The sequence below is a fragment of the Daeguia caeni genome (assembly GCF_042653845.1).
GTDB lineage: Bacteria > Pseudomonadota > Alphaproteobacteria > Rhizobiales > Rhizobiaceae > Brucella > Brucella caeni.
The window spans coordinates 1-24,267 of sequence record NZ_JBHSEL010000047.1; the positions used below are offsets into that span (position 1 = coordinate 1).

Here is a 24,267-nt window from a genome sequence, read left to right on the forward strand (position 1 = left end):
ATCTCCTGTTCTCGGCATCTAAGCCGAAGTCAGGCAGAAATTCCACTTATCTCCGCTGTCCAGATTTCCCGAACCACCTCTGATCATGTCAATGCAGCGGTCAACGCGCATCAACGCATGAAGTCAATGCCCAACAAACCAACAGCCAAGGCGGTATTCAGCGTGATGATCATCATACCGTACAGGATTGCGGTTTTGGTAATATCACTCATATCCAATCTCCTTGAACTGAATTCTTTCAGTCCATCTCCACCCCATCTGAGACCATAACAAAATGTAACAGCCTGTTACCAACGATGCAACTTGTTTCTGCCGAATGTAACGGAATGCAACCTTGCGTGATCATTCATGTGCGTTTCGGCAGGAAAAATCAAAAAACGTCAATGTTTATAAATACAAGGAATTCACTGCATTGTGAGTCGGAACCGATTGGCAAGGCGAAAAGCTGCGCTAAATAGTGAGCATGCGTCTAATGTTCTGACTGGAACTGTTTGTGAAGCGAATCGTCCCCCTCGTTCTCGCCATCGCCCTGTTCATGGAACAGATGGATTCGAATGTGATTTCGACATCCCTGCCGGCGATTGCGCTCGATATCGGCACAAGCCCGATTGCGCTGAAACTGGCTTTTACCGCCTATTTGGTGGCGCTGGCCATATTCATTCCGGTCAGCGGCTGGATGGCAGATCGCTTTGGCTCGAAAAATGTGTTTCGTGCTGCAATCAGTGTGTTTGTGCTTGGGTCGATTGCCTGCGCCCTGTCCTATTCGCTGACATCTTTCGTGATTGCCCGCTTCTTTCAGGGCATGGGCGGGGCGATGATGACGCCGATTGCCAGATTGGTTCTCCTGCGTGCGACGCCGCGCCATGAGCTTGTCTCGGCCATGGCGTGGCTTACCATTCCTGCACTGGTCGGCCCGCTGGTTGGTCCGCCGGTTGGCGGTTTCATTACCACCTATCTGTCATGGCACTGGATATTCCTGATCAACGTGCCGATAGGCCTTGTCGGAATCCTGTTTGCGACCCGGGTTCTGCCGGACAATGAAGAACGGTTGATGCGCAAGCTCGACTGGATTGGCTTTGGCCTGTCGGCCATGGCCATGTCGGGCGTGGTGTTTGGCCTGTCGGTCATCAGTCTGCCGGCGCTGCCAAGCTATGTCGGCTTTGCCACGGTTGCGATCGGGGCGGTCTGCGCCGTCCTTTATGTCATGCATGCCCGGCGTGCGGCTGATCCCTTGCTGGATCTGCGCCTGTTCAACAATCAGGTGTTCCGGATTGCGGTCTTCGGCGGTGGCATTTTCCGCTTCGGCATTGGCGCCATTCCTTTCCTTCTGCCCCTGATGTTGCAGCTTGGCTTTGGCCTGACGCCTTTCCAGTCGGGCATGATGACCTTCGTGCCTGCAATCGGCGCAATCTGTATGAAATTCGGCGCCAGGAAGATTTTCGCCCGCTATGGTTTCCGGCGTACCCTGATGTCGGGTTCGCTGATTGCGGCAGGTTTTGTTGCCGTCAACGGGTTCTTCACGCCCGCAACATCGGGCTGGATCATCATCGGCTTCCTGCTGGTGGGCGGTTTTGCCCGCTCGCTGTTTTTTACTGGCGTCAATGCACTGGCCTTTGCCGAAATTCCCACTGACAAGACCAGTCAGGCAACGCCCATCACGGCGGTGGCGCAACAGGTGAGCCTTGCCGTTGGCGTGGCGCTTGCGGGCGGCATTCTGGAAATGAGTACAAGCTTGCGCGACGCACCGCTGGGGCTTGTCGATTTCCATGTGGCCTTTTTTGCCATAGCGGCCATTTCCGCAATGGCCTTCTTCTGGTTTGCCCGTCTTGCGCCCAATGCGGGGCATGAACTCTCTGATTCCGGCGACAAGACAGCGGCAGGAAGCAAAAAGGCCGCTGCCGGATAGATCACGCAGCGGCCTTCATTTTGGGCATGGGGAATTCAGCCCTTGAAATCGCGGGCGAGCAGATAAAGCTCCACTGATTCAGCGCGCGATGCGGGCGGCTTGACGTGATGCACCGAGCGAAAACGCTGTTTGAGCATGGCAAGCAGCTCGTTTTCCGTGCCGCCCTGAAAGGTCTTGGTGAGAAAATGACCGCCGGGCTTGAGCACTGAGACGGCAAAATCGGCCGCGACCTCGCACAGATGCGCAGTGCGCAGATGGTCGGTGCGGCGGTGCCCGGTCGTGGGCGCGGCCATGTCCGAAATCACCAGATCCGGCTTGTCGCCCAGGGCTTCCATCAGCCTGGCCGGAGCTTCCTCATCGAGAAAGTCCATCTGCAGCAGGATCACGCCGGGCAGGGGATCAACCGGCAGGAAGTCGATGCCGACCACTTGCGGGTTTTCGTCGGTTGAGCCGACCATGCGCGCGGCAATCTGCGACCAGCCGCCGGGAGCAGCCCCCAGATCAATGATTTTCTGTCCTTTTTTCAAAAGGTTATAGCGTTCATTGATCTCAATGAGCTTGTAGGCCGCGCGTGAGCGATACCCGTCCTGCTTGGACTTGTGCACATAAGGATCGTTCAGATGGCGTTCCAGCCAGCGGCGAGACGATTCCTTGATCGTGCCGGCCTTTTTCTTCACGCGCACCTTCAGCTTGCTGGAGCCGGCACCACCGCGACCGCCGGTATGTGTATTGCTGCCCTTGTTTCCGCCTGCCTTGCTCATCATCAATGCCTGTGTCTGGCGCTGTTCGCGCGATTATGCCGCCATGCGCCATCATGCGACATGAGTTCTGTCAATATGCCTTCACGCAAGCCCCGATCGGCAACGAGGAGTTTCTCGCTCGGCCAGACCTTGCGTATGGCATCGAGAATGGCGCAGCCGCCGAGCACCAGATCGGCGCGATCCGCACCAATGCACGGATTGGCGACACGTGCATCAAAATCCCACGAAAGCAGGCGGCGCGTCATCTGGCTGACATCATGCGCCCCCATCCACATACCATCGACGCGGCGGCGATCATAGCGGTCAAGGCCAAGATGAATGCCCGCAAGCGTGGTGACCGTGCCGGATGTGCCAAGAAGATGAAAACGCGGACTGGTCACCAGCTCACCCAGACTGTTGCGCTCCTTGAAGCCTTGCAAAAGCTCGGTGACATGGTCAACCATGGTGGCAAAGCTTTCTGCCGTGACATTGCGCCCGCCAAAACGCTCGGCCAGCGTCACCACACCGACCGGAAGCGATGTCCAGGCGATAATATGGTCCGCAAGGCGTGGCGAACGGCGTTTTGACACATCGATCAGCGCAATTTCCGACGAACCGCCGCCAATATCAAACAGCACGACCGCATCCGTATCGCGCGCAACCAGCGTGCCGCACCCCGAAACGGCAAGGCGCGCCTCGGTCTGGCGGTCAACGATTTCGAGTTCCAGTCCCGTGACCTCGCGCACGCGCTGGATGAATTCCTGGCCATTTTCCGCCGAGCGGCAGGCTTCAGTGGCAATCAGCCGTGAACGGGTGATCTTTTTGCCGCGCAGCTTCTCGCTGCAGACTTTCAGCGCATCAATGGCGCGCTGCATGGCCGGATCGCTGAGACGGCCGGTCTTGCTCAGGCCTTCGCCAAGCCGCACAATGCGCGAAAAGGCATCGACCACGCGAAACTGGCCCGGACGTGTTGGCGAAGCAATCAGCAGGCGGCAATTATTGGTGCCCAGGTCAAGCGCAGCATATAATCGCTGTTCCGGTGGCTGCTGGCGCGATTGCTGATTGTAGAAGGGCTTGCGCACGCCATTGGCTTGCGCCACAGCCTGCTCATTGTGCGACATGTCTTGCGCCTTTGCGGCGTTTTCCTGCGGCCGCTGGCTGGCATTGATCTGCTGGCGGGACTGCTTTTTGCGCCGTGCCCGCCTGCGGCGATTGGACAATTTGCTGCTTGTCCTGGCATTCTGCAGGGAATCATCGCTGGCCGTTTCGGGCGGCACATTCGTCTTTGCGCGCAACGTCTTGCCGCGCTTGCGACGACGCGCGCGCTTTCTTTGGCTGCTGGAGCCTCCATCTTCGGATTCCGGGCGTCCATTTCCGGCTGCGACCGCTGCTGTGCCGGTTGCTGAACCGGCACTTTTCCGCGGTTTCCGTTCGCCGTCTGAAGACGGATTCCGGGCCTTTTGGCTGGCCGGATGTCCGCCAGACGCCCCTTTCTGCGCGGCTTCGCGCTCCTCAGGGGTTGTCAAGGTCACTGTCCTTATGGCGCCGCGCGAACCTGTAAAGGACGCAGGCAAGGCGCTTCAATTGCTACGTTGTGTACAATGTAACAGTGGAATCCCGATTTACCAAGGGGCAAGCTGCCGAACTCTGGCGGATTTTTAAAACATCTTTGTATTCCGGAAAAAGCCGGGCGCCTTTGGCACCCGTTCAGGGCCGTGCTCATATATCATAACTGTAGGCTGCATTGATTGTCGCGACAAACTGGCGGGTTCTTTCGCGTTCGGCACGGGTGAAGATCTGCTGCGCCGAACCGCTCTCGACAATCTGGCCTGATTCCAGAAAGACGACATTCTGCGCGATCTGCGCGGCAAGGCGCAGATCATGGGTGGCAATCACCATGGTTGTGCCTTCGGCTGCAAGCTTGCTCAGCACATCCACCACTTCTGCCGCCAGCTCCGGGTCAAGGGCAGAGGTTGGTTCGTCGCATAACAGCACGCGCGGGGAGGGGGCCAAAGCACGGGCAATGGCGATGCGCTGCTGCTGGCCGCCCGACAGGGTCGATGGCCAGGCATCGGCCTTATGTGCCATGCCGACCTTGTGCAACAGCTCCATGGCGCGTTCACGCGCCTTTTCCCTTGGCCATTTCAGGACCACGATCAGACCTTCCATCACATTCTGGATGGCGGTCTGGTGCGGGAACAGCTGGAAATTCTGGAAAACCATCCCGGTCTGGCGACGGATCGACTGGATCGCCGCCCAGCCTGGCTTGTGCCCGGGTTGGAAATGCAGGCTCTCGCCGCCAACCGTCAATGTGCCGGCGGTTGGTATTTCCAGCAGGTTGGTGCAGCGCAGAAGCGTGCTCTTGCCGCCGCCCGATGGGCCAACCAGTGCCGTCACCGTGCCTTCAGGAATGGTGATGCTGATATCGTTGAGAATGGTGGTTTCGCCGAAGCGCTTGACGATATTTTTAAGCTCGATCATGCATTTGTCTCCAGCGTGCCGCCATAGCGCCTGAAACGCGCCTCAAGCCTGACCTGCAGGGCGGAAAGCACGGAACTGAGGGCAAGATAGATCAGGGCGACTTCGATATAGAGAATCAGCGGCTCATAGGTGGTCGCAACGATGCGCTGTGCCGATTGAAACATTTCCGGCACGGTGATGGCTGCAGCAAGCGAGGTGTCCTTGACCAGCGAAATGAAGGTGTTGGACAAGGGCGGCACGGCGGTACGGCTTGCCTGCGGCAGGATGGTGCGGGTCAGGGCCTGCCGCCAGCTCATGCCGATCGAATAGGCAGCTTCCCACTGCCCCTTGGGCACAGATGAAATGACCGCACGAATGATCTCGGATGTATAGGCGCCGATATTGAGCGTGAAGCCAATCAGGGCAGCCGGAAAGGCTTCGAGATAAAGCCCGATGCTCGGCAGGCCATAGAAAATGACGAACAGTTGCACCAGAAGCGGTGTGCCGCGGAAAATCCAGACATAAAAGCGGGCAATGGCTGCCGCCCATGCAGGCGCAAACAGGCGCACAAGCGCCGTCAACAGGCCAAGTGCCAGCCCGAAAGTGAAGGACAGAAGTGTCAGTGGGATGGTGAAAATCAGCCCCGCCCATAACAGCGTAGGCAATGAATCCATCATGAGTTCAAGCCAATGCGGCACTTGATACATCCTCGGGCCTGATTTGTGCCAAGTTTATGCGCAGGATCAAATATATCAGGCCGGAAAGCAATTCCGGCCTGATACAGGCTGCGATTTGGGATGTTATTTCGAAACGTCCTGGCCGAAATACTTGTCGGCGATCTTCTGATAGGTGCCGTCAGCCTTGATTTCATCAAGCGCCTTGTTGATGGCGGCAACGAGTTCATCATCACCCTTGCGCACGATGATGCCGGAGGCATTGGCTTCTGCCTGTTCCGCCACGACCTTTACCGGCGCATCCGGCTTTTGCTTCTTGAAGTCGAGGAAAGACAGGCTGTCATTGAGCGTTGCATCGGCACGGCCAGTCAGGACAAGCTGGATCGACTGGTCAAAGCCGTCATTGGCAATGATTTCAGCACCCAGTTCCTTGGCAAGCTTGCCATAATTGCTGGTCAGCGACTGGGCAGCCCTCTTGCCTTTCAGATCGGCAAAATCCTTGATGTCCTCATTGTCCGCACGCACGACCAGCACGACCTTGGAGACGATATAGGGATTGGAGAAATTGTATTTTGCCTTGCGTTCTTCGGTAATGCCAACCTGATTGATCACCGTGTCGTAACGCCTGGCATCGAGACCGGCGATCAGACCGTCCCATTTGCCCTCAATGAATTCCGGTTTGACGCCGAGCTTTTCGGCAATGGCTTTGCCGATTTCGACGTCAAAACCAATGAGCTTGTTGTCCTTGTCGTGATAGGTGAAGGGGGCATAGGTGCCTTCCGTGCCGATTTTCAGCACACCAGCAGCCTTGATGGCGTCGAGATTTTCACCAGCGATTGCGACGCCAGTGATGGCAGCCTGCAAAATGGCGGCGGTGGCAAATAGCTGAACCAGTTTCATCATTGCACTCCGTGATTTGTTGTTGGGCTTATTGATCGCAGAAATTGCAATGGAATGGTGGGTTCAAATTGGAGGGGAAACGGCAAAAATGGAATTATTTTACCAAAAAAATATAAAAAAATAGGATTATATTTTGCAGAATTTTTTTGGTGCCAAGAAATGGAGAATGGAATTCTGAAATCACTGTTTGCCACCATGTTGGTGTTCAGGGTGCCGAGGGCGGGAAGGAGGGCGTCGGCGTCTGAAGGGAAATGTGCGGGCAGAGGTGAAAGGGGCCGTTCTGATGGAGGCGGCCTTGCAGAGGCATTGGTCAGATGCCGGCACCGCGCAACAACAGCAAGCGGCGCTTTTTGACCGGCTCTGGTGGCTGGTTGCGCAGGGCGCTTGCCAGTGCACTTAACAGATCCGTCTGGGTGATCAGGCCGAGAATGGCATTTTCGGCATCGGTGATGATCACGGCATGGGCATGTCCATCGGTCAGTGCGGGTACGAGGCTGACAATTGGTGTATCGGCGGATGCGGTTCTGGGCCTTGCCACCAGCGGCAGGACATGATCGGCTGGCTGTTCCAATTCACGCAGGCCGACGGTTCCGGCCAGTCTTTGCTGCTCATCGAGCACAGGCAGGGTGCGTATATTGTGTTCCAGCAACAGGTGGCGCGCCTTGGCAGGCGATTCGTTGCCAGCAATGGTTATGACATCACGCGACATGATATCCTTGACACGCATTGTACCATGGGTGCGGATCAGTGCCTGCAACTCGACCTGCTTCAGCAGTCGATGCAGATCATTGGGGGCAATGTCAAAGGTCTCGTCCAGTGTCGCCAGGGCTTTGGCTATGTCATCCTGATTGAAGCCGGTGCGCAGCCGCGCCGGCGGATCGGCGGTTTTCTGCGCATTGACGGGAGCGGCAGCTGCCACATTGGGATAGTTGCGCCGCATCAGGCGATGAAATCCAATGCCAGTGGCAACAAGAATGATGGAATTGAGCGCCACCGGCGCAAAGGCAAACTGATAGCCCAGCGCTGTTACAGATGGGCCGCCGATAACCGCAGTCAGCGCGGCAGCGCCCCCCGGCGGATGCAGGCAGCGGGCAAAGGACATGGCGGCAATTGCCAATGCCACGGCGCAACCGGTGGCAAGAATCGGATTGTCAATGAAACGGGCAACCGTAATGCCGATCAGAGCTGAGATCACATTGCCGCCAATGATGGGCCAGGGCTGGGCAAGCGGGCTTGCCGGGACAACGAATAACAGAACGGCAGAGGCCCCGATTGGCGCAACGATCAGCGGCAACGTGCCGGTCCTGCCAAGGCAAAGGGTACTCAACAGACCGGTGATGGCAATGGCCATGAAGGCGCCAAGACAGGCAATCAGCCTGTCGCGCAAGGTCGCTCCTGCCAATACAGGCGCAAATATGCGAAATCCGGTCAAACCGCAGCCCTCGGCAAGCAATGATGATTCATTGCTGATACTGGCTTTATAAGAGATAAGGGATTTTTACCATAACAGGCTGATCACAATTGAATAAACATTTATATTGACGGAAAACTCCGCAATTTTCCCTGCAAGTGCAAGGTTCTAAACAAAAAATTGCACGCAGAAATTGCATAACAGCGCAATTTTGTGTAGATTTATCCTTGGGGCTGTCCGGTTTGTGTCGTCTCGACGCTGATGAAGCCAGGTTACGATGAAAATCGGTTTATTGTGCACCCAATTCATTATTTTATATCTTTTTATTTGATTGGGGAAAATTGATGAGTTTGAGCGCGCATACAGATATTCATATAGGTAACTTCGTCAGTGATAATACTGTCAGGAAAGACAGTATTTCTTCATATGCATTCGCGACTGAAGCGAATGGACGGTTTCGTAGTGTTACATCGGAAGTCGGTGCATCCACCCTTGATTATGACTGTAATGTCGCCATCATTCTGCTTGATGCCGTGCGCAACCTGAGGTGGCAGTTTGGCTCCAACCCGGAAACATCGGGAACCTGTACCCAGGGTACGGTTTTCATCATTCCGAAGGGCACGACAACCAGGTTTGTCTGGCCAGAACAGATTGAATATCTCATCGTCAACCTCGACAGTCAGAACGCTGCGGATCGGGATGTGTCTTTCAGTTCACTTTCCCTGGATTCTACAAAACTGATCCGCTTTACAAACCGTCAATGTTTCCAGATTGGGCAGATGATTGATGATGAGCTATCAGAGCCCTTTGTGGATGAAGCCTATCTGAAGGCATTGGGGTCTGTTCTGCTTGGTCTGATCGCTCGCAATTACCAGACATCGCAGAGCAACGGCACGCATCAGTCGGGCCTCAGCAACTATGCCTGCCGGCAGATAGAAAATTACCTCAAGGAAAATTTCTGCGAGCCGATCTCAGTGCCACAGATGGCGGCCATGCTGGGCATTTCTGCCGGACATTTTGCCACCTGTTTCCGCGAAAGCTTTGGACAGACGCCGCATCAATATCTGCTGAAACTGCGCCTTGATGAGGCAGAGCGGCGTCTGCGGGAAACCAATACGCCGATCAGTGAAATTGCAAGCGATCTGAGCTTTTCCAGCCAGAGCCACCTGACAACGGCCTTGCGCAAATACAGAAGGCTTACGCCGGGTGAGTTCAGGCGTCGGCGCGGCGCGACGTCGCGTTGAACGGCTGATGCCTGACGGGCGCAGTTTCAGCAGCGTCCCGGGGAAAGGCTGTATGGCTTTCCTTGATCTGTGCATGCACGGGGATCTGCATCATGTGTGACGCATGCAGTGCTGAAACGGCGTTGCAGATTGCATCCATGAAACAAGGCGGCCATGATTGGCCGCCTTCATCATTGCCATTCTGCATGATCAGTACGAAAATATGATCGTACAGGAAATATGATCAATGCAGGAAATGGATTGTGCGCAGAAAGGCTTCAGACCTTGGCTGATGAAAGGGCTGCGGCAATCCTGTCTTTGAGGGCAAGACGCTGCTTGTGCAGTCTGATCTCTTCTTCCTGGCTGACAGGTTCGATTTTTGTTTCGGCGCGGTGAATCTTGTCATTGACCTCGTCATATTCTTCCAGAACACGCGCAAAACGTGGATCAGCTGCCTTCAGGGCATGAATGGCATCCAGCTGACCAGGGAATTCTTCGCCAAGTGTATGGGGGGTATTCGACATGTCATCTCCTTCGTGGGGCTGTTCACCCCCTGACAAACCAGTGCTTTGCCATCAATCGCTCCGGCCAAAGCCCTGAAGCGCGGTGGCCGTCCGACCATGCCGCTTCAGTGAAACCAGCTTGCATCATTATCCTGCCATGACATTGATCTTGATCAACAGGCCTGTATCATTTCGTACTGACGGAAAAGAGCCGCTGCAATAAAGATACGTGTTTGTTAAAACTCTGGTCAATTCAGTTCATTCCGGCGCATAATTGCGCTAATCCTGCTGTACAAACCGATGACAAGTTGTGGGAGCACCAATGAATAGAACCTGTGTCATTATCGGAGCTGGTCATGCAGGATCACAGGCTGCCATCAGCCTGCGTCAGGAAGGCTATTCAGGTCGCATCCTGCTCATCAATGACGAGCAGGACATTCCCTACCACAAACCGCCGCTTTCCAAATCCTATCTGAAGGATCCGGAGAATGGCGGTCTGGTGTTGCGCCCGGAAAATACCTATCAGGCCAATGCGATTGACATGCTGTTTGGCCGCAGGGTGGAAGGCGTTTCGGTCGCGGACAAGACCGTTACGCTGGATGATGGCGGCGTGATTTCATGGACGGAGCTGGTCTTTGCCACAGGCGCAAGGGCGCGAATCCCCAATATTGCCGGCACGGAGCTTGATGGTGTTGTCACGCTGCGCCGCATGGAAGATGCACGCCATATTGCAGCGCGCATGCCGCAGGTCAAAAATGTCGTCATCATTGGTGGCGGCTTTATTGGCCTTGAAATGGCCCATAGCGCCATTGCGCTCGGCAAGAAGACCGTGTTGCTGGAAGCAGCGCCACGTGTTCTCGGCCGTTCGGTTGCGCCCTTTGTTTCGGCGTATGTCGAGGCGCGCAGTCGTGCTGCCGGGGTTGATCTTCTCACCAATGTCGGCATTGCCGCCATTGAAGGCGCAGATGGCCATGTCACGGGCGTCAAGACCGTTGACGACAGGGTCTATCCGGCGGATCTCGTGGTCATTGGTACGGGGGCTGTTCCCAATGTAGAGCTTGCGGCAGAGGCAGGGATCACCATTGATAATGGCATTGTGGTCGATGCGTTCCTGCAGAGCTCGGTGCCCGATATTTATGCCATCGGCGACTGCGTCAGCTTTGATCACTACCATGCGGGGCGCAGGGTGCGGCTGGAATCGGTGCAGAATGCCACCGATCAGGCCAAGCATGTGGCGCGTACCATTGTCGGCAAGGTGGAACCCTATCGCGAAATCGCCTGGTTCTGGTCTGATCAGGGCGATATGAAACTGCAGACGGCGGGGCTGTCCTTTGATGCAGACCGGCATGTCCTGAGCGGCAATCCGGATGAGAATTCTTTCTCGGTGTTCCATTTTGCCGGTGACAGGCTGGTTGCGGTTGATTCCATCAACCGCCCTGCGGATCACATGATCGCACGGCGTCTGCTGGCAGCAGGCATCAATCCGACGGAGGAAGATATTCTGGCGGGGGCGGTTCGGCTCAAGGAATTGCTCGCCGCAGCACCAAAAGGCTAGGGCAATTCGGATTTTGCAGAAATGCGGAATTGCCCTGACATATTGTTTTCGCCATTGCGGGCGAACCCCGGTTCCAACTTTTCCTGAAACTGTTTCAGAGGGCAGGCCGGATCAAGGGCGCAGAAATACAAACGCCCGCTGCGGGGGACAGCGGGCGTATAATTGAAGGCATGATATCGGGAGGGTTCCTGCCTTCTCGTCGGCGCCTGTGACGGGAGGGATTGACAGGCGCCAGATTCAAATTCGTGTCGAACGCGAGTTTCAAGTCTTATCAGACCGCCGTCTGATGGGGGTTGAGTCTGCCGACTCAGCGGGCAACGGCCTTACGTGCAACGAATGGAATTTCCGAAGGCAGAATGCCAAGGTCATTCAGTTCACGTGGGCTCAGGCGGTTCAGTTCGTTTACCGTGTTGCGGTAGCGACGCCAGTTGTTGTATGCGCGGATCAGATTCATTTCTCTCACCCTAGATAATATTTTTATCACTTTGTTGCGACCAGTATATAGCCGCAACGGCGAAGGAGTTGCAGATCCAGATTTGCATAGCTGTTGTGCAAAATGTGCTGGGGGCTGCACTTATTCTACGTAATGCGATCATGAAATTTCCATAATCAGCTTTCTGGCTGGCGGAAATGCCTTCTGGTCGCCTTACGTATTAATACTATCATAATAAATCGTAAGGGCCTGAAATAGTCTTGGAACGGGGTCGCCATTGTATGCTCCCCTTTAGTTGTGAAGTTTCATCAAATATGGCATGATCCCTGAGAATTATGCATGACACCCGTTATCGTTTGCGATAATGGGGATGACGTTAGTGCGGGGGTGGTAACATTCCGGCACTGTCTGTCTGCGGGAGAGTGCCATCTGGCCACCGAAGGGGAAATCGCCCGAAATCTCTCAGGTACAAGGAACCGCAGATAGATCATACAACTCTGGAAAGTCAGGGGAAACCCTGCGCCGAAGGTGTAAGTATGGTGTTTGCAGGGCTTGCGCGTCGCAGATGACGTGAGAGCTGCTGTAATTCAACCCACCATGCGAGTCTCTCAGGCCTGAGACAGAGGGGCGCGGAAACAGCCGCATTATGCGGAATGGAAACGTGCGACTCTGGAGTTGATATGGCCGAGACGACCAATCTGAAAACCCTTCCCCTGCATGCCCTGCATGAAGCAGCAAAAGCGCGCTTTGGTGGCTTTGCTGGCTGGAACATGCCAATCACCTATCCGCTGGGTGTGATGAAGGAGCATCTTCACACCCGCGCGCATGCCGGTCTTTTTGATATTTCCCACATGAAGCTGATTGTCGTGTCGGGCAAGGATGCGGTCGAACTCTTGAGCAAGACCTGCCCGCTTGATCCGGCAGTGCTTGGCATGAGGCAGTCGAAATATACATTTTTCCTCAATGAAGAAGGCGGCATTCTGGACGATCTGATCGTCACGCGCCTGGGTGAAGACCGCTTCATGGTCGTTGCCAATGCGGGCAATGCCGATGCCGATATTGCGCATCTTCAGGAAGCGGCCAGCGGCCACGATGTCAAGGTCGAGCCGCTTGACCGCGTTTTTCTTGCGCTTCAGGGCCCGGAAGCCGAAGCCGTCATCACCGCTGCAGGCCTGCCAGGGGCTGACCTTGCCTTCATGACCGGTTTTGAGCCAAAGCCGGGCTGGTTCATGAGCCGTTCGGGCTATACCGGCGAGGATGGTTTTGAAATCGGTCTGCCGGTGGAAGAAGCCGAGGTGCTGGTCGAGAAGCTTCTTGCCGATGAACGCGTCGAATGGATCGGCCTTGCTGCACGCGACAGCCTGCGTCTTGAAGCCGGTCTTTGCCTGCATGGTCAGGATATTACGCCGGAAACGGATCCGGTTTCGGCAGGTCTCACCTGGGCTATCACCAAGGCTGTGCGTGAAAAGGCAGCCTTTACCGGCGCAAGCGCTGTTCTTGCTGCCATTGCGAAGGGCCCCGCTGCCAAGCGCGTTGGTCTCAAGCCGGAAGGCCGCCAACCCGTGCGCGCAGGCGCAGAACTGTTTGATGCCGAAGGCCGTCAGGTCGGCACTGTTACATCCGGCGGCTTCGGCCCGTCGGCAGGTTTTCCGGTTGCCATGGGTTATGTCGAGGCAGGCCTCGCAACGCCCGGCACCCGCCTTTTTGCTGAAGTCCGCGGGAACAAGGTTCCCGTTGATGTTGCAGCACTTCCTTTCACTCCGCATCGCTATCGCAAAGGATAATTTTCATGGCCAATGTTCTGTTCACCGAAGATCATGAGTGGATCGTCGTCGAAGGTGGTGTTGCCACTGTCGGCATTACCGTTCACGCACAGGAACAGCTCGGAGACCTGGTTTTCGTCGAAATGCCTGCCGTTGGCCGCACCATCACCAAGGGTGAAGGTGTTGTCGTGGTTGAGTCGGTCAAGGCTGCTTCCGACGTGTATGCTCCCGTCGATGGCGAAATCATCGAAATCAACGAAGCCGTCGTTGCCGATCCGTCGCTGGTCAACAAGTCGGCGGAAGGCGAAGGCTGGCTGTTCAAGATGAAACTTTCGGACGAAAGCCAGCTTTCCGGCCTGCTCGACAAGGCTGGCTATGACGCGCTGGTAGGATAATGTGATGACACAACAGGTCTTGCCTTTTGTGGCCCGTCATATCGGGCCAAGACCGGAAGAAGAGCGCTCCATGCTGGCAGCGCTCGGCCTTCCGTCCATGGAAACCCTGATCTCGCAGGCCGTGCCCCAGTCGATCCGGCTGAACCGCCTGCTTGATCTGCCGGAGCCGTTGAGCGAGGCCGATGCGCTGGCCGAACTTGGCGCGATCATGGGTCGCAACGTGGTGAAGAAGAGCTTCATCGGTGCGGGCTATTACGGTACCCATACCCCGCCGGTCATTCAGCGCAACATGTTTGAAAATCCGGCCTGGTATACCGCCTATACGCCTTATCAGTCGGAAATCAGCCAGGGCCGTCTGGAATTGCTGTTCCATTTCCAGACATTGGTGGCCGAATTGACCGGCCTTCCGGTTGCCTGTGCTTCGCTTCTTGATGAGGCAACGGCTGTGGCCGAGGCCATTGCGGTTGCCTGCCGTCATCACCGCGACAAGCGTCGTCGCATTCTGCTGGCAGGCGATTTGCATCCGCAGACCGTTGACGTGGTCAATACCCGTGCCGAACCGCTTGGCTGGCAGATCGTCACCGGCAGCGATGTCGATGAAGAGACTGCAGCCGTTGTCGTGCCGTGGCCGGATACGCGCGGCGTCTATGGCGATTTCACGCAGGTGATCGCCGATGCCAAGGCCAAGGGCGCGCTGGTGATTGCCGTGGCTGATCCTTTGGCACTCACCATCATGGAAGCGCCGGCAAAATGGGGCGCGGACATGGCTGTCGGTTCCATGCAGCGTTATGGCGTGCCGATGGGCTTTGGCGGCCCGCATGCTGCCTATCTGGCGGTGGCTGAAGCCTTCACCCGCATCATTCCGGGCCGCATCGTCGGTCAGTCGGTTGATGCACATGGTCGACCGGCCTACCGCCTGGCATTGCAGACCCGCGAGCAGCATATCCGCCGCGACAAGGCAACCTCCAATATCTGCACCGCACAGGCACTGCTTGCCAATATGGCGGCTGCCTATGCCATCTGGCATGGCCCGGCCGGTCTGCAGGCAATTGCAACGCGCATTGCCCGTCTTGCCGCCCGTTTTGCCCGCGCCGTACAGTCGGCAGGCCTGTCAATTGCCGGTGAAAGGCTGTTCGACACAGTCACCGTCACGGTACCGGGTCAGGCTGAAAAGATTGCGGCGGAAGCTGATGCCGGCGGCCGCTTGCTGCGCATTCTGGATGCCGATACGCTGGGCGTCAGCTTTGACGAGACTTCGACCGAAGCTGACCTTGAAGCGCTTGCAGCCCTGTTTGGTGCAACGATTGCGGATAATGACACCATTCTGCTTCCGGGCAATGGCCGTGGTGAAGGTTTCCTGACCCAGCCTGTTTTCCATGCTTACCGTTCCGAAACCGACCTGATGCGCTTCCTGCGTCGTCTGGCGGACAAGGATCTGGCGCTCGACCGTGCGATGATCCCGCTTGGCTCGTGCACGATGAAGCTCAATGCCGCGGCGGAAATGATGCCGGTCAGCTGGAACACGGTTGCCAATCTGCATCCGTTCGCGCCGAAGGCGCAGGTTGAAGGCTATGCCCGCATGACGGCTGATCTCGAAGCATGGCTGTGCGAGATCACCGGCTTTGCCGGCGTCTCGCTGCAGCCCAATGCCGGCAGCCAGGGCGAATATGCCGGTCTTCTCGCCATCCGCCGCTATCATCAGTCGCGTGGCGAAGGTCACCGCAATATCTGCCTCATTCCGTCCTCGGCCCATGGCACCAATCCTGCCAGCGCTTCTATGGCCGGCATGAGCGTTGTCGTGGTCAATTGCCGTCCGGATGGTGATATTGATCTGGAAGACCTGAAGGCAAAGGCTGAAAAGCACCGCGATAATCTTGCGGCACTGATGATCACCTATCCGTCAACCTATGGCGTGTTCGAGGAGGGCATCAAGACCTTTTGCGAAATCATCCATGCCAATGGTGGTCAGGTTTATTTCGATGGCGCAAACCTCAACGCGCTGGTCGGACTGGCACGTCCGGGCGATATCGGTGCCGACGTTTGCCACATGAACCTGCACAAGACCTTCTGCATTCCGCATGGCGGTGGTGGGCCGGGCGTTGGTCCGATCGGCGTGGCGCCGCATCTGGTGCCTTTCCTGCCGGGTCATGTTGAAGGCGGCTCGGGCCATGCCGTTTCGGCAGCGCAGTTCGGCAGCGCCTCGATCCTCGTCATCACGTGGATGTATATCCGCATGATGGGCGGGACAGGGCTGAAGAAGGCAACGGAAGGTGCCATCCTTAATGCCAACTATATCGCCCATCGCCTGAAGACGGTCTATCCGATCCTGTTCAAGGGCGCGCATGATCGTGTTGCACATGAATGCATCATCGATACGCGCGTGCTGAAGGATAGTGCCGGCATCACGGTTGATGACGTTGCCAAGCGCCTGATCGATTATGGCTTCCATGCTCCGACCATGTCCTGGCCGGTTGCTGGCACGCTGATGATCGAGCCAACCGAGTCCGAGCCGAAATCGGAAATCGACCGTTTGTGCGATGCACTGATTGCAATTGCCGAAGAGGCAAGGAAGGTTGCCGAAGGCGTCTGGCCAAAGGACGATAATCCGCTGTGCAATGCGCCGCATACGGCTGGCGATACGCTCGCATCGGAATGGACGCATCCTTACAGCCGTGAGGAAGCGGTCTTCCCGGGCGGATCCTTCGATCCGACCGCAAAATACTGGCCGCCAGTCAGTCGCGTGGACAATGTCGGTGGCGATCGCAATCTGATCTGCACCTGTCCGCCGGTTGCATCCTACGCCTGAATTTCGGACAATTCTTGAAGCCGGAAAGCGCCGCAACCCGCGGCGCTTTTCTTTTGACGCATTTCGGATTTTCAAGGAAATTCTGAATTATTGTATATCGCAGTTCCTGATGGAAAACTGGTTCCCACTTTTTCAGGGGCGACTGTATCGCCTTGAAAACAAGCAAAAAAAAGCCGGACTTGAAAAAGTCCGGCCAAGTTATGAAGGTGCTCCTAGAGCAATCCTCCAGAGGGGAACACTCGCCGCGCGCAATGGGAGGAGGCGCAGCAGCAAGTGGCTCTCATATGGATCAGTTGTGCCTAATCTTCAACCCCAAATTTGAAAAATTTTGACCAAAACGTAAAAATTCTTGTACGACTTTCGTCTTATAGCAGTTCCAGGAAAAGTGGGCACCGGTTTTCCGCCCGGGAACTGCGTAAGGGGATAAAACAGCTTCAGGAAAAGTGGGGGGGCGGCTTCCCGTCCGCAATGGCGAGATGCCATATGTTGGGCAATTCAGGTTTCGGTGAAAGCCGAATTGCTCTTGGAATGAGCGTCTCTTCTGCAGTTCGCGCCAGGCAGACAGCTGGGATTAAATTCCAACAATCCTGAATTTCCATTGATCATTCCATATCATGGACTTGATCGCAAACCCGATGATAAATTGGAATTATTATAAATAAAACAACTTATTAGACTAATTCTAAAGAAAAATAAAAGATTGGATTCTGGAAATTTACTGCTATAAAGCCAAGGCAATAAGTTGAGTAAATTCGGAAGGCTTAAGTATTGCCCCGTCTGCGGGATGAAGGGCGCAGCCTTCGATAATGGATTGAAGTCAATGCTCGTACCTTTCTTAATCATGCTGCGTGAGGGCGTGGAAGCGGCTCTCATCGTGGGGATCATTGCGAGCTATCTTCACAAGACGGGGCGCAGTGCATGGATGCCGGTTGTCTGGATTGGCGTGTTTCTGGCGCTGGCTGTGTCCATGCTTGTCGGCACCGTGCTGCAATTGCTGCGGGCGGAGTTTCCGCAGCGTGCTCAGGAGATGATGGAGGCGGGTATTGGCCTGATTGCCGTTGTCGTGCTGACCTCCATGGTGTTCTGGATGCGCAAGGCTGCGCGCTCGATCAAGAATGAATTGCATCATTCGATCGATGCAGCCCTCAGCGATCATTATCGCGGGCTTGGGCTGATTGTCATGGTGTTCTTTGCGGTTGCTCGCGAGGCACTGGAATCGATCTTTTTCCTGCTTGCCATTTTCCAGCAGAGCGAAGGTTCGGCGGCGCTGATTGGCGCGCTGCTGGGGGTTCTTGTTTCGGTTGCGATTGGGTACGGCATTTTCCGTGGCGGCCTGCGGCTCAATCTGCGCCGTTTCTTCCGCTGGACGGGTGTGTTCATTCTGTTTGTAGCGGCTGGCCTGCTGATGAAGTCCGTCGCCTCGCTGCATGAGGCGGGTCTGTGGAATCATCTTCAGGCAATCGCCTTCGATATCAGTTCCGTGCTGCCGGATGATGGGCCGATCGGCTCGGTGCTGGCTGGCATGTTTGGCTATAGTTCATCGCCGACGGTTAGTGAGGTCGTGGTTTATTTCCTCTTTCTCATTCCTGCGCTCATTCTTTTTCTGCTGCCGCATCGGGCTGGATCGCAGAGTATCGCGGCAAACAAATCTGCATAATCAAGGAGCGCGAAATGACCGATCAAAAGCCTGTCCCGCCCGTATCTGCTGCGCTTGTGCGTGCTGGCCTGATCGGTTCGGCCTTGTTGCTGATCGGGTCGGCAGTGGCTTTTTATTATGCCTCACGCATGGCGGGAGAAACGCATCAGCTTGCGGCTGGCAACGTCTACAAGGTCACGATTGAAGCAAGGAAATGTACGCCTGACTCGCTGACAATACCTGCAGGCAAGGCCACATTTGAAATCCTCAACCGTTCGCAACGCGCGGTCGAATGGGAAATCCTTGATGGGGTGATGGTGGTTGCCGAGCGTGAAAATATCCTGCCGGGCTTCAACCAGACGCTGTCGGCGAAACTGACGCCGGGTGAATATGAGATCACATGCGGCCTGCTGTCCAATCCGCGCGGCAAGCTGATCGTCACGCCAACGGCAGAAAGCGAGGCAGAAAAAGGCAAGCTGCCGTTGCAGGTATTTCTGGGGCCGCTTGCTGAGTACCAGATCTATCTGATGGGTGGCGTTGCCGATTTCCATAAGAGGGCGGCAGAACTGTCGCAGGCCATCCACGATGGAGACCTGGCGATGGCTCAGGCACTTTATTCCAGAGCCAGGGTATCCTATGCGCGTGTTGCCCCGGTTTCCGAAGCTTTTTCGGATCTCGACACGGCGATCAATGCGCGTGCCGATTATTTTGAACAGCGTGAAGAGGATCCTGCCTTTGGCGGTCTTCATCGCATTGAATATGGCCTGTTTGCGAAACAGTCTCTCGATGGGCTTGCGCCCGTGGCAGACAAGCTGGTTGCAGACAGCGAAAGCCTGAAGAACCGTTTGCGCAGCCTGCGCCTTTCGCCGGATCGTCTTCTGGGAGGAGCGCAGTCTGCTCTGGAGCGTTTTGCTTCCACTGCTGGCGATAGGGGGGAAGATCGTTATGCCCACACCGATATGTGGGCTTTTGCAGGATTATATGAGGGGGTCAGCCGTATCACTGATCTCCTGCGCCCTGTCATCGAAAATGCTTTGCCGAATGCTTTTGATGCGACCGGTCAGGATTTGGCCAGACTCAAATCTGCGATCACATCCACAGCTGTAGGGGACGGCTATAAAGCCCTTGATGCGCTTTCGCCGGATGAAAAGGCGAAACTTGAAGATGGGGCTGTGGCCGTTGCCGCTCAGATTGCAAAACTACGCGAACAGCTTGGAGTAGAGTGATGACCAACAAGTCTCCCAGAAACGCGGATATTCTTTCTCCTGCAAGGCGCAATCTTCTGCTTGGTGCAGGTGCTGCAGGCGTTGCCAGCGCCATGACCAGCATGGTGCCGAAAGCTGAAGCCAAATCGCTTGCAACAGACAGTGTCACCAATGCGCCTGAAAGTGACAAGCTGAACGAAAGTCAGCCCTTTTATGGCATCCATCAGCCGGGCATTGTCACGCCGCGTCCTGCGGCCGGGCTTGTCGCGGCCTTTGACGTGCTTGCGCGTGATCGTGGCGAGCTGGAGCGCCTGTTGAAGATTTTGACAGAGCGCGCGGCCTTCCTGATGAAGGGAGGCGAGGTTCCGCAGATCGATCCGAAGTTTCCGCCTCTGGATTCGGGTATTCTCGGCCCCGTCATCCCGCCGGACAACCTGACTGTTACTGTGGGTGTCGGTGCGTCGCTGTTTGATGACCGTTATGGCCTGAAAGAATACAAGCCGAAACAATTGCAACGCATGAAACGCTTCCCGAATGATGCGCTGCAAAAGGATCTGTGCCACGGCGATCTGGTTATCCAGTTCTGTTCCAATACGCCTGACACGAATATCCATGCGCTGCGCGATATTCTGAAGAATACGCCGGATCTATTGGTAATGCGCTGGAAACAGGAAGGCACGGTGCCGGTCATGCCGCCGCATTCGCCAAAGGCCAAGGAAAGCGCGCGTAATTTCCTTGGCTTCCGCGACGGCTCGGCCAATCCGGATTCATCGAATGACGAGCTGATGAAGCAGATCGTCTGGGTTCAGAAGGGACGAGGCGAACCCGAATGGGCAGAAAATGGCAGCTACATGGCCGTGCGCATCATCCGCAATTTTGTCGAGCGCTGGGATCGCACGCCGCTGCAGGAGCAGGAAGCGATTTTCGGTCGCCGCAAGGACAGTGGTGCGCCCTTCGATGGCAAGACAGAGGCCGATGTGCCTGATTATGCCGCCGACCCGGAAGGCAAGGTTACTCCGCTAGACTCGCATATTCGCCTGGCCAATCCGCGCGATGCGACCGCGCATCAGCATCTGATCCTGCGCCGGCCGTTCAACTATTCCAATGGCGTCACCAAATCCGGCCAGCTTGATATGGGGCTGTTGTTCATCGCCTTTCAGGCTGATCTGGAAAAGGGCTTCATCACGGTTCAGAACCGGCTCAATGGTGAGCCGCTGGAAGAATATATCAAGCCGGTTGGCGGTGGTTACTTCTACGTGCTGCCGGGCGTGAAGGATGAACAGGATTATTATGCACGTGCCCTTCTGGAAGCGGTCAGCTCCCGGCATGCGCGCGGGTGATGGATGGTGATGAAGGAGAGGACTTTATGAAACTGCGTTTGTCGCTTGTTGCATCGGTTTGTGCCATTGCACTCACGCTGGGCGCTGGCCTTGCCAGAGCCGAGGTGTCGCCGCTTGATCTGGTTCAGCCAATTGCTGACTACAAGATCTATGTGCAGGAAAATCTTGATCAGCTGGTGAAGGACACCAAGGAATTCACCGATGCCATCAAGGCAGGGGATCTGGAAAAGGCCAAGACGCTTTATCCATCAACCCGCGTAAGCTACGAACGTGTGGAACCGCTGGCGGAGCTGTTTGCCGATCTTGATGCGGCCATCGACAGCCGTGCGGACGACCATGAAGATGGTGAAGAGTCGGAAGATTTCACCGGCTTTCATCGTCTTGAATATGGCCTGTTTGCCAAGAATTCGACCGAAGGTCTGGCGCCGATCGCCGACAAGCTCTATGCCGATGTGGTCGAGCTGCAAAAGCGCATCAAGGATCTCGTTGTTCCGCCTGAAAAGGTTGTGGGCGGTGCTGCTGTCTTGATGGAAGAAGTGGCAGCCAGCAAGATTTCCGGTGAGGAAGATCGCTACAGCCATACCGACCTTTGGGATTTCCAGGCCAATGTCGACGGTGCCGAGAAGATCGTTGAACTGTTCAAGCCATTGGTCGAAAAGGAAAAGCCGGGCCTGATCGAAAAGGTCGAGGCCAATTTCAAGGCCGTCAATGATATCCTTGCAAAATATCGCAAGGGCGATGGTTTCGAAAGCTATGACAAGCTGACAGAAGCAGACCGCAAGGCGCTTGCCGGCCCGGTCAATACGCTTGCCGAGGATCTATCGACGCTGCGCGGCGTGCTTGGCCTGAACTGATCAGACAGGCTCTTGACCGCAGTTTGTGGCAGCCTCCGCTTACAATGAACGGAGGCTGTTTGTTTCTTACCCTTCATAGTCAACGCAGGTCATCATGCCTGTCGCCATGTGATAGAGGTGGTGACAGTGCAGCAGCCAGCGCCCATCACCATCGTTTTCAAGAAGTTTTGGGATGCGTCGTGCCGATCTCATTCTGATCGCATGACCATGAGGCCTGAGGCAATTGCGCCGAAGGCACGCCCCTCAAGCAGGGCTGATGTGATCGCGGCGGTTCAGTATCTGCAACCGGTTCATGGGCGAAAAGCCGTTGGAGCAGGCAAGATTCAGGCTGTTGCCGTGGGATGCGGCGGATGCTGAAACAAGGATCTGCCGGCAAGGCGGTACAGGCAAGGCAGCTATTCTGGCAGATCACCTTGTCTGTGCCCTGTCAGGCAGGCTTCGGCGCAGGGTGCTCCATATGCGTGGTGGCTGTCATTGACGCTGTCGCATGGGAACGGCATGCCGTTCTGTCGCATGGGCGGATCAACAGGGCCGCCGCGATCAGGCCAGCATCATGTTCCAGATCACAGGCTTCAATTTCTCAAGCTCATGCACGTGGTTTCGTCGTTCTTATATGCGCCTGTCAATGCACCTGCTGGATCTTGCCGCATCAGCCTTCCAGCGATGGGAAGGTCAAGCAGGTTCCAGAATTTTGTTTCAATGCTATCTGATAGAGACGCATTGGCCTTGATGAGGCTTTGAGTGGCTGAAAATGCAGGAGATGGAGAAGAAAAGGACTCACGGAATTATTCTGTTTTTGTGAGAGAAATTTATCAAAATACGCCATAAAGCATTTATTTTGTAAATATACTATTATCAATAACAAATGAAATTTAAATAAATATTGGATATGTTGTTTATGATTTATTTTTATATTAATTACAACAAATTGTTTTTCTTGCCATTTGTTTGTTTTGGTATTATATCGTCACCTGCCTTGTGCGTAAAAATTTAAATATTTTGTTTTGTAATTACATGTTATTGCCAATGGCAATGTTACATTGAGTTTGATGATTGTTACTTTTAACAGTTGCTGTTGCAGAGGAATTTAAATTAGCAATATCGCGACATTGATGAAGCTTTTTTGACGAATGCATTTTAGTGGGAGAATAAAATGTTTAGCAAATCTGTTTTGGCAAAGGGTCTTTGGGGTAGGAATTGTCTTGGACTGTCTGCCTTTGCTCTGGCGCTGACAGCATCGCCATATCTTGCAGTCAACAACGCGAATGCAGCGACGGCAACATCGACGCTCGGTGTTTCACTCACGGTCCTTGCTGGTTGTGAAATTACCAGTGTTGGCGACGTTGAATTCGCAGATACCGATCTGATTGCGGAAAGCGAACCAACAGCAACCGGCACGATTCAGGTCAAGTGCAGCGATGGTCAGGCCTATTCGGTCGGTCTGGGTGCTGGTACAGGCGCTGATGCATCCGTGACCGAACGCAAGATGACACGTGCAGGCGGTGAAGAAACCATCAGCTATTCGCTGTACCGGGATGCTTCCCATACCCAGGTATGGGGTGACACGATCGAGGGTACCCCCAATGTCGTGACCGGCACTGGCACGGGTGAAGCCCAGAGCTACACCGTCTATGGCAAGGTCATCGCTCCACAGTCGCCTCCAGCCGCCGGCACTTACAGCGATAGTGTCGCAATCACCGTCACTTACTAAGAGCTGATCATGCTTAGACAAGGCTGCCAAGGCTTGGGCGCCGCGATCTTCGTGGCGCTGCTAGCTCTATGTTTTTCTTTTTCCTCATCTTTTGCTGGTTCATTGCGCCTGCAGCCGATCTCGCTTGAGGTCCTGGGGCCAACGAATGCGGCAACCATCACCTTGCGCAATGAGGGGCGTGAGACCGTCACTGTCCAGACCCGTATGTTCAAATGGACACAGAGCGGTGGAAATGGGGATGTGACCACACCAACACGTGAGGTTGTTGTCAGTCCACCCACACTCAAGCTGAAGCCGGGCGCCAAATATGTCCTGCGCATTGTCCGGACCGACAAGAAACCAATCAAGGGAGAGGAAGCCTATCGCCTGCTGGTCGATGAGCTGCCCAATCCCGCGCGCATGCGCAATGGCGCCGTGACACTCACGATACGCCAATCTGTTCCGGTCTTCTTTATTGCGCAGCAAGCAAGTGTGCCAAAGCTTGTCTGGTCATACAGACAGGTGGGTAACAGGCTGATCGTTACAGCCCACAACAACGGTGAGCGGTTTTTGCGCGTTGTCGATCTTGAAGTGAAAAACAGCAGTGGTGTCGTACTGGGTCGACACAAGGGCCTGTCCGGCTATGTGCTTGGGAATTCGTCACGCTCATGGACCTTGCCGCTGAAGGGCAGGGTCGGCGGTGAGCTTTCCATAAGCGCATCGTCGAATATAGGGATGATAGATGCAAAAGCCAGGTCGAAGGCGGATTAGGC

Annotated in this window: 21 protein-coding genes and 1 riboswitch; of the genes, 12 read left to right on the forward strand and 9 right to left on the reverse strand. The window is 55.3% G+C overall.

The window, feature by feature from the left end:
- The first annotated feature begins 493 nt into the window (after positions 1–493).
- Entirely contained in the window at positions 494–1,906 is a 1,413-nt protein-coding gene (locus tag ACFO1V_RS06170; RefSeq protein WP_374833536.1) for a DHA2 family efflux MFS transporter permease subunit, read from the forward strand.
- Positions 1,907–1,941: 35 nt separating this feature from the next.
- Here the strand turns inward: ACFO1V_RS06170 and ACFO1V_RS06175 are convergent, their stop codons facing one another.
- The 6 genes from ACFO1V_RS06175 to ACFO1V_RS06200 form a co-directional block, all read right to left on the reverse strand.
- Complete coding sequence (locus tag ACFO1V_RS06175) at positions 1,942–2,667, reverse strand: RlmE family RNA methyltransferase (RefSeq protein ID WP_374833534.1); 726 nt, start codon at positions 2,665–2,667, stop codon at positions 1,942–1,944.
- Between the two features lie 2 nt (positions 2,668–2,669).
- A complete protein-coding gene (locus ACFO1V_RS06180) occupies positions 2,670–4,172 on the reverse strand; it encodes a Ppx/GppA phosphatase family protein (protein ID WP_374833532.1) in 1,503 nt (500 codons plus the stop codon).
- Positions 4,173–4,365: 193 nt separating this feature from the next.
- Positions 4,366–5,127, reverse strand: coding sequence for an amino acid ABC transporter ATP-binding protein (locus tag ACFO1V_RS06185; RefSeq protein WP_374833530.1), 762 nt, complete (start codon positions 5,125–5,127; stop codon positions 4,366–4,368).
- Entirely contained in the window at positions 5,124–5,804 is a 681-nt protein-coding gene (locus tag ACFO1V_RS06190) for an ABC transporter permease subunit (protein ID WP_374833528.1), read from the reverse strand. Before ACFO1V_RS06190 ends, ACFO1V_RS06185 begins: the two co-directional genes overlap by 4 nt.
- A 102-nt stretch (positions 5,805–5,906) precedes the next feature.
- Positions 5,907–6,680, reverse strand: a complete 774-nt coding sequence (locus ACFO1V_RS06195; RefSeq protein WP_374833526.1) for an amino acid ABC transporter substrate-binding protein — start codon at positions 6,678–6,680, stop codon at positions 5,907–5,909.
- A gap of 310 nt (positions 6,681–6,990) precedes the next feature.
- A complete protein-coding gene (locus tag ACFO1V_RS06200; protein WP_374833524.1) occupies positions 6,991–8,067 on the reverse strand; it encodes an HPP family protein in 1,077 nt (358 codons plus the stop codon).
- A 368-nt stretch (positions 8,068–8,435) separates the two neighbouring features.
- Between ACFO1V_RS06200 and ACFO1V_RS06205 the strand changes: the two genes are divergently transcribed.
- Positions 8,436–9,335, forward strand: a complete 900-nt coding sequence (locus ACFO1V_RS06205; RefSeq protein ID WP_374833522.1) for a helix-turn-helix domain-containing protein — start codon at positions 8,436–8,438, stop codon at positions 9,333–9,335.
- A 257-nt stretch (positions 9,336–9,592) separates the two neighbouring features.
- Here the strand turns inward: ACFO1V_RS06205 and ACFO1V_RS06210 are convergent, their stop codons facing one another.
- Positions 9,593–9,838, reverse strand: a complete 246-nt coding sequence (locus ACFO1V_RS06210; protein WP_374833520.1) for a YdcH family protein — start codon at positions 9,836–9,838, stop codon at positions 9,593–9,595.
- Positions 9,839–10,139: 301 nt separating this feature from the next.
- Between ACFO1V_RS06210 and ACFO1V_RS06215 the strand changes: the two genes are divergently transcribed.
- Positions 10,140–11,372, forward strand: a complete 1,233-nt coding sequence (locus tag ACFO1V_RS06215) for an NAD(P)/FAD-dependent oxidoreductase (RefSeq protein WP_374833518.1) — start codon at positions 10,140–10,142, stop codon at positions 11,370–11,372.
- A gap of 307 nt (positions 11,373–11,679) precedes the next feature.
- On the opposite strand, the gene ACFO1V_RS06220 is transcribed toward ACFO1V_RS06215, so the two are convergent.
- Positions 11,680–11,826, reverse strand: coding sequence for a DUF1127 domain-containing protein (locus ACFO1V_RS06220; RefSeq protein ID WP_374833516.1), 147 nt, complete (start codon positions 11,824–11,826; stop codon positions 11,680–11,682).
- Between the two features lie 384 nt (positions 11,827–12,210).
- Positions 12,211–12,294: riboswitch (glycine riboswitch) on the forward strand.
- A 191-nt stretch (positions 12,295–12,485) separates the two neighbouring features.
- Between ACFO1V_RS06220 and gcvT the strand changes: the two genes are divergently transcribed.
- From gcvT to efeO (ACFO1V_RS06255), 7 genes are all read left to right on the forward strand, one after another.
- Positions 12,486–13,589 (forward strand): glycine cleavage system aminomethyltransferase GcvT, encoded by a 1,104-nt coding sequence (gene gcvT / locus ACFO1V_RS06225; RefSeq protein ID WP_374833514.1) that lies wholly within the window; start codon positions 12,486–12,488, stop codon positions 13,587–13,589.
- 5 nt (positions 13,590–13,594) lie between these two features.
- Positions 13,595–13,963, forward strand: a complete 369-nt coding sequence (gcvH, locus tag ACFO1V_RS06230) for a glycine cleavage system protein GcvH (protein WP_374833512.1) — start codon at positions 13,595–13,597, stop codon at positions 13,961–13,963.
- A gap of 4 nt (positions 13,964–13,967) precedes the next feature.
- Entirely contained in the window at positions 13,968–16,769 is a 2,802-nt protein-coding gene (gcvP, locus tag ACFO1V_RS06235) for an aminomethyl-transferring glycine dehydrogenase (protein ID WP_374833510.1), read from the forward strand.
- 820 nt (positions 16,770–17,589) lie between these two features.
- On the forward strand, positions 17,590–18,426 hold the full coding sequence (gene efeU / locus ACFO1V_RS06240; RefSeq protein WP_374833508.1) for an iron uptake transporter permease EfeU: 837 nt from the start codon (positions 17,590–17,592) through the stop codon (positions 18,424–18,426).
- 14 nt (positions 18,427–18,440) lie between these two features.
- A complete protein-coding gene (gene efeO / locus ACFO1V_RS06245) occupies positions 18,441–19,631 on the forward strand; it encodes an iron uptake system protein EfeO (RefSeq protein WP_374833506.1) in 1,191 nt (396 codons plus the stop codon).
- Complete coding sequence (gene efeB / locus ACFO1V_RS06250) at positions 19,631–20,950, forward strand: iron uptake transporter deferrochelatase/peroxidase subunit (RefSeq protein ID WP_374833504.1); 1,320 nt, start codon at positions 19,631–19,633, stop codon at positions 20,948–20,950. The genes efeO (ACFO1V_RS06245) and efeB overlap by 1 nt, the downstream gene beginning before the upstream one ends.
- 26 nt (positions 20,951–20,976) lie before the next feature.
- Positions 20,977–21,804, forward strand: coding sequence for an iron uptake system protein EfeO (efeO, locus tag ACFO1V_RS06255; protein ID WP_374833502.1), 828 nt, complete (start codon positions 20,977–20,979; stop codon positions 21,802–21,804).
- Positions 21,805–21,870: 66 nt separating this feature from the next.
- Here efeO (ACFO1V_RS06255) and ACFO1V_RS06260 read toward each other — a convergent pair whose 3' ends face one another.
- On the reverse strand, positions 21,871–21,996 hold the full coding sequence (locus ACFO1V_RS06260) for a multicopper oxidase domain-containing protein (protein WP_374833500.1): 126 nt from the start codon (positions 21,994–21,996) through the stop codon (positions 21,871–21,873).
- 961 nt (positions 21,997–22,957) lie between these two features.
- Between ACFO1V_RS06260 and ACFO1V_RS06265 the strand changes: the two genes are divergently transcribed.
- Both ACFO1V_RS06265 and ACFO1V_RS06270 read left to right on the forward strand, forming a co-directional pair.
- Entirely contained in the window at positions 22,958–23,515 is a 558-nt protein-coding gene (locus ACFO1V_RS06265; RefSeq protein ID WP_374833499.1) for a Csu type fimbrial protein, read from the forward strand.
- A gap of 102 nt (positions 23,516–23,617) precedes the next feature.
- Complete coding sequence (locus tag ACFO1V_RS06270; RefSeq protein WP_374833497.1) at positions 23,618–24,265, forward strand: fimbrial biogenesis chaperone; 648 nt, start codon at positions 23,618–23,620, stop codon at positions 24,263–24,265.
- The last annotated feature ends 2 nt before the right edge of the window (positions 24,266–24,267 follow it).

Coding starts and splice junctions, on each gene's coding strand:
- ACFO1V_RS06175 (WP_374833534.1), bottom strand. CDS start 2,667: ATGAGCAAGGCAGGCGGAAACAAGGGCAGCAATACACATACCGGCGGT.
- gcvH (WP_374833512.1), top strand. CDS start 13,595: ATGGCCAATGTTCTGTTCACCGAAGATCATGAGTGGATCGTCGTCGAA.
- efeO (WP_374833502.1), top strand. CDS start 20,977: ATGAAACTGCGTTTGTCGCTTGTTGCATCGGTTTGTGCCATTGCACTC.
- ACFO1V_RS06195 (WP_374833526.1), bottom strand. CDS start 6,680: ATGAAACTGGTTCAGCTATTTGCCACCGCCGCCATTTTGCAGGCTGCC.
- efeB (WP_374833504.1), top strand. CDS start 19,631: ATGACCAACAAGTCTCCCAGAAACGCGGATATTCTTTCTCCTGCAAGG.
- gcvT (WP_374833514.1), top strand. CDS start 12,486: ATGGCCGAGACGACCAATCTGAAAACCCTTCCCCTGCATGCCCTGCAT.
- ACFO1V_RS06210 (WP_374833520.1), bottom strand. CDS start 9,838: ATGTCGAATACCCCCCATACACTTGGCGAAGAATTCCCTGGTCAGCTG.
- efeO (WP_374833506.1), top strand. CDS start 18,441: ATGACCGATCAAAAGCCTGTCCCGCCCGTATCTGCTGCGCTTGTGCGT.
- ACFO1V_RS06215 (WP_374833518.1), top strand. CDS start 10,140: ATGAATAGAACCTGTGTCATTATCGGAGCTGGTCATGCAGGATCACAG.
- ACFO1V_RS06260 (WP_374833500.1), bottom strand. CDS start 21,996: ATGAGATCGGCACGACGCATCCCAAAACTTCTTGAAAACGATGGTGAT.
- ACFO1V_RS06185 (WP_374833530.1), bottom strand. CDS start 5,127: ATGATCGAGCTTAAAAATATCGTCAAGCGCTTCGGCGAAACCACCATT.
- efeU (WP_374833508.1), top strand. CDS start 17,590: ATGCTCGTACCTTTCTTAATCATGCTGCGTGAGGGCGTGGAAGCGGCT.
- ACFO1V_RS06265 (WP_374833499.1), top strand. CDS start 22,958: ATGTTTAGCAAATCTGTTTTGGCAAAGGGTCTTTGGGGTAGGAATTGT.
- ACFO1V_RS06205 (WP_374833522.1), top strand. CDS start 8,436: ATGAGTTTGAGCGCGCATACAGATATTCATATAGGTAACTTCGTCAGT.
- gcvP (WP_374833510.1), top strand. CDS start 13,968: ATGACACAACAGGTCTTGCCTTTTGTGGCCCGTCATATCGGGCCAAGA.
- ACFO1V_RS06220 (WP_374833516.1), bottom strand. CDS start 11,826: ATGAATCTGATCCGCGCATACAACAACTGGCGTCGCTACCGCAACACG.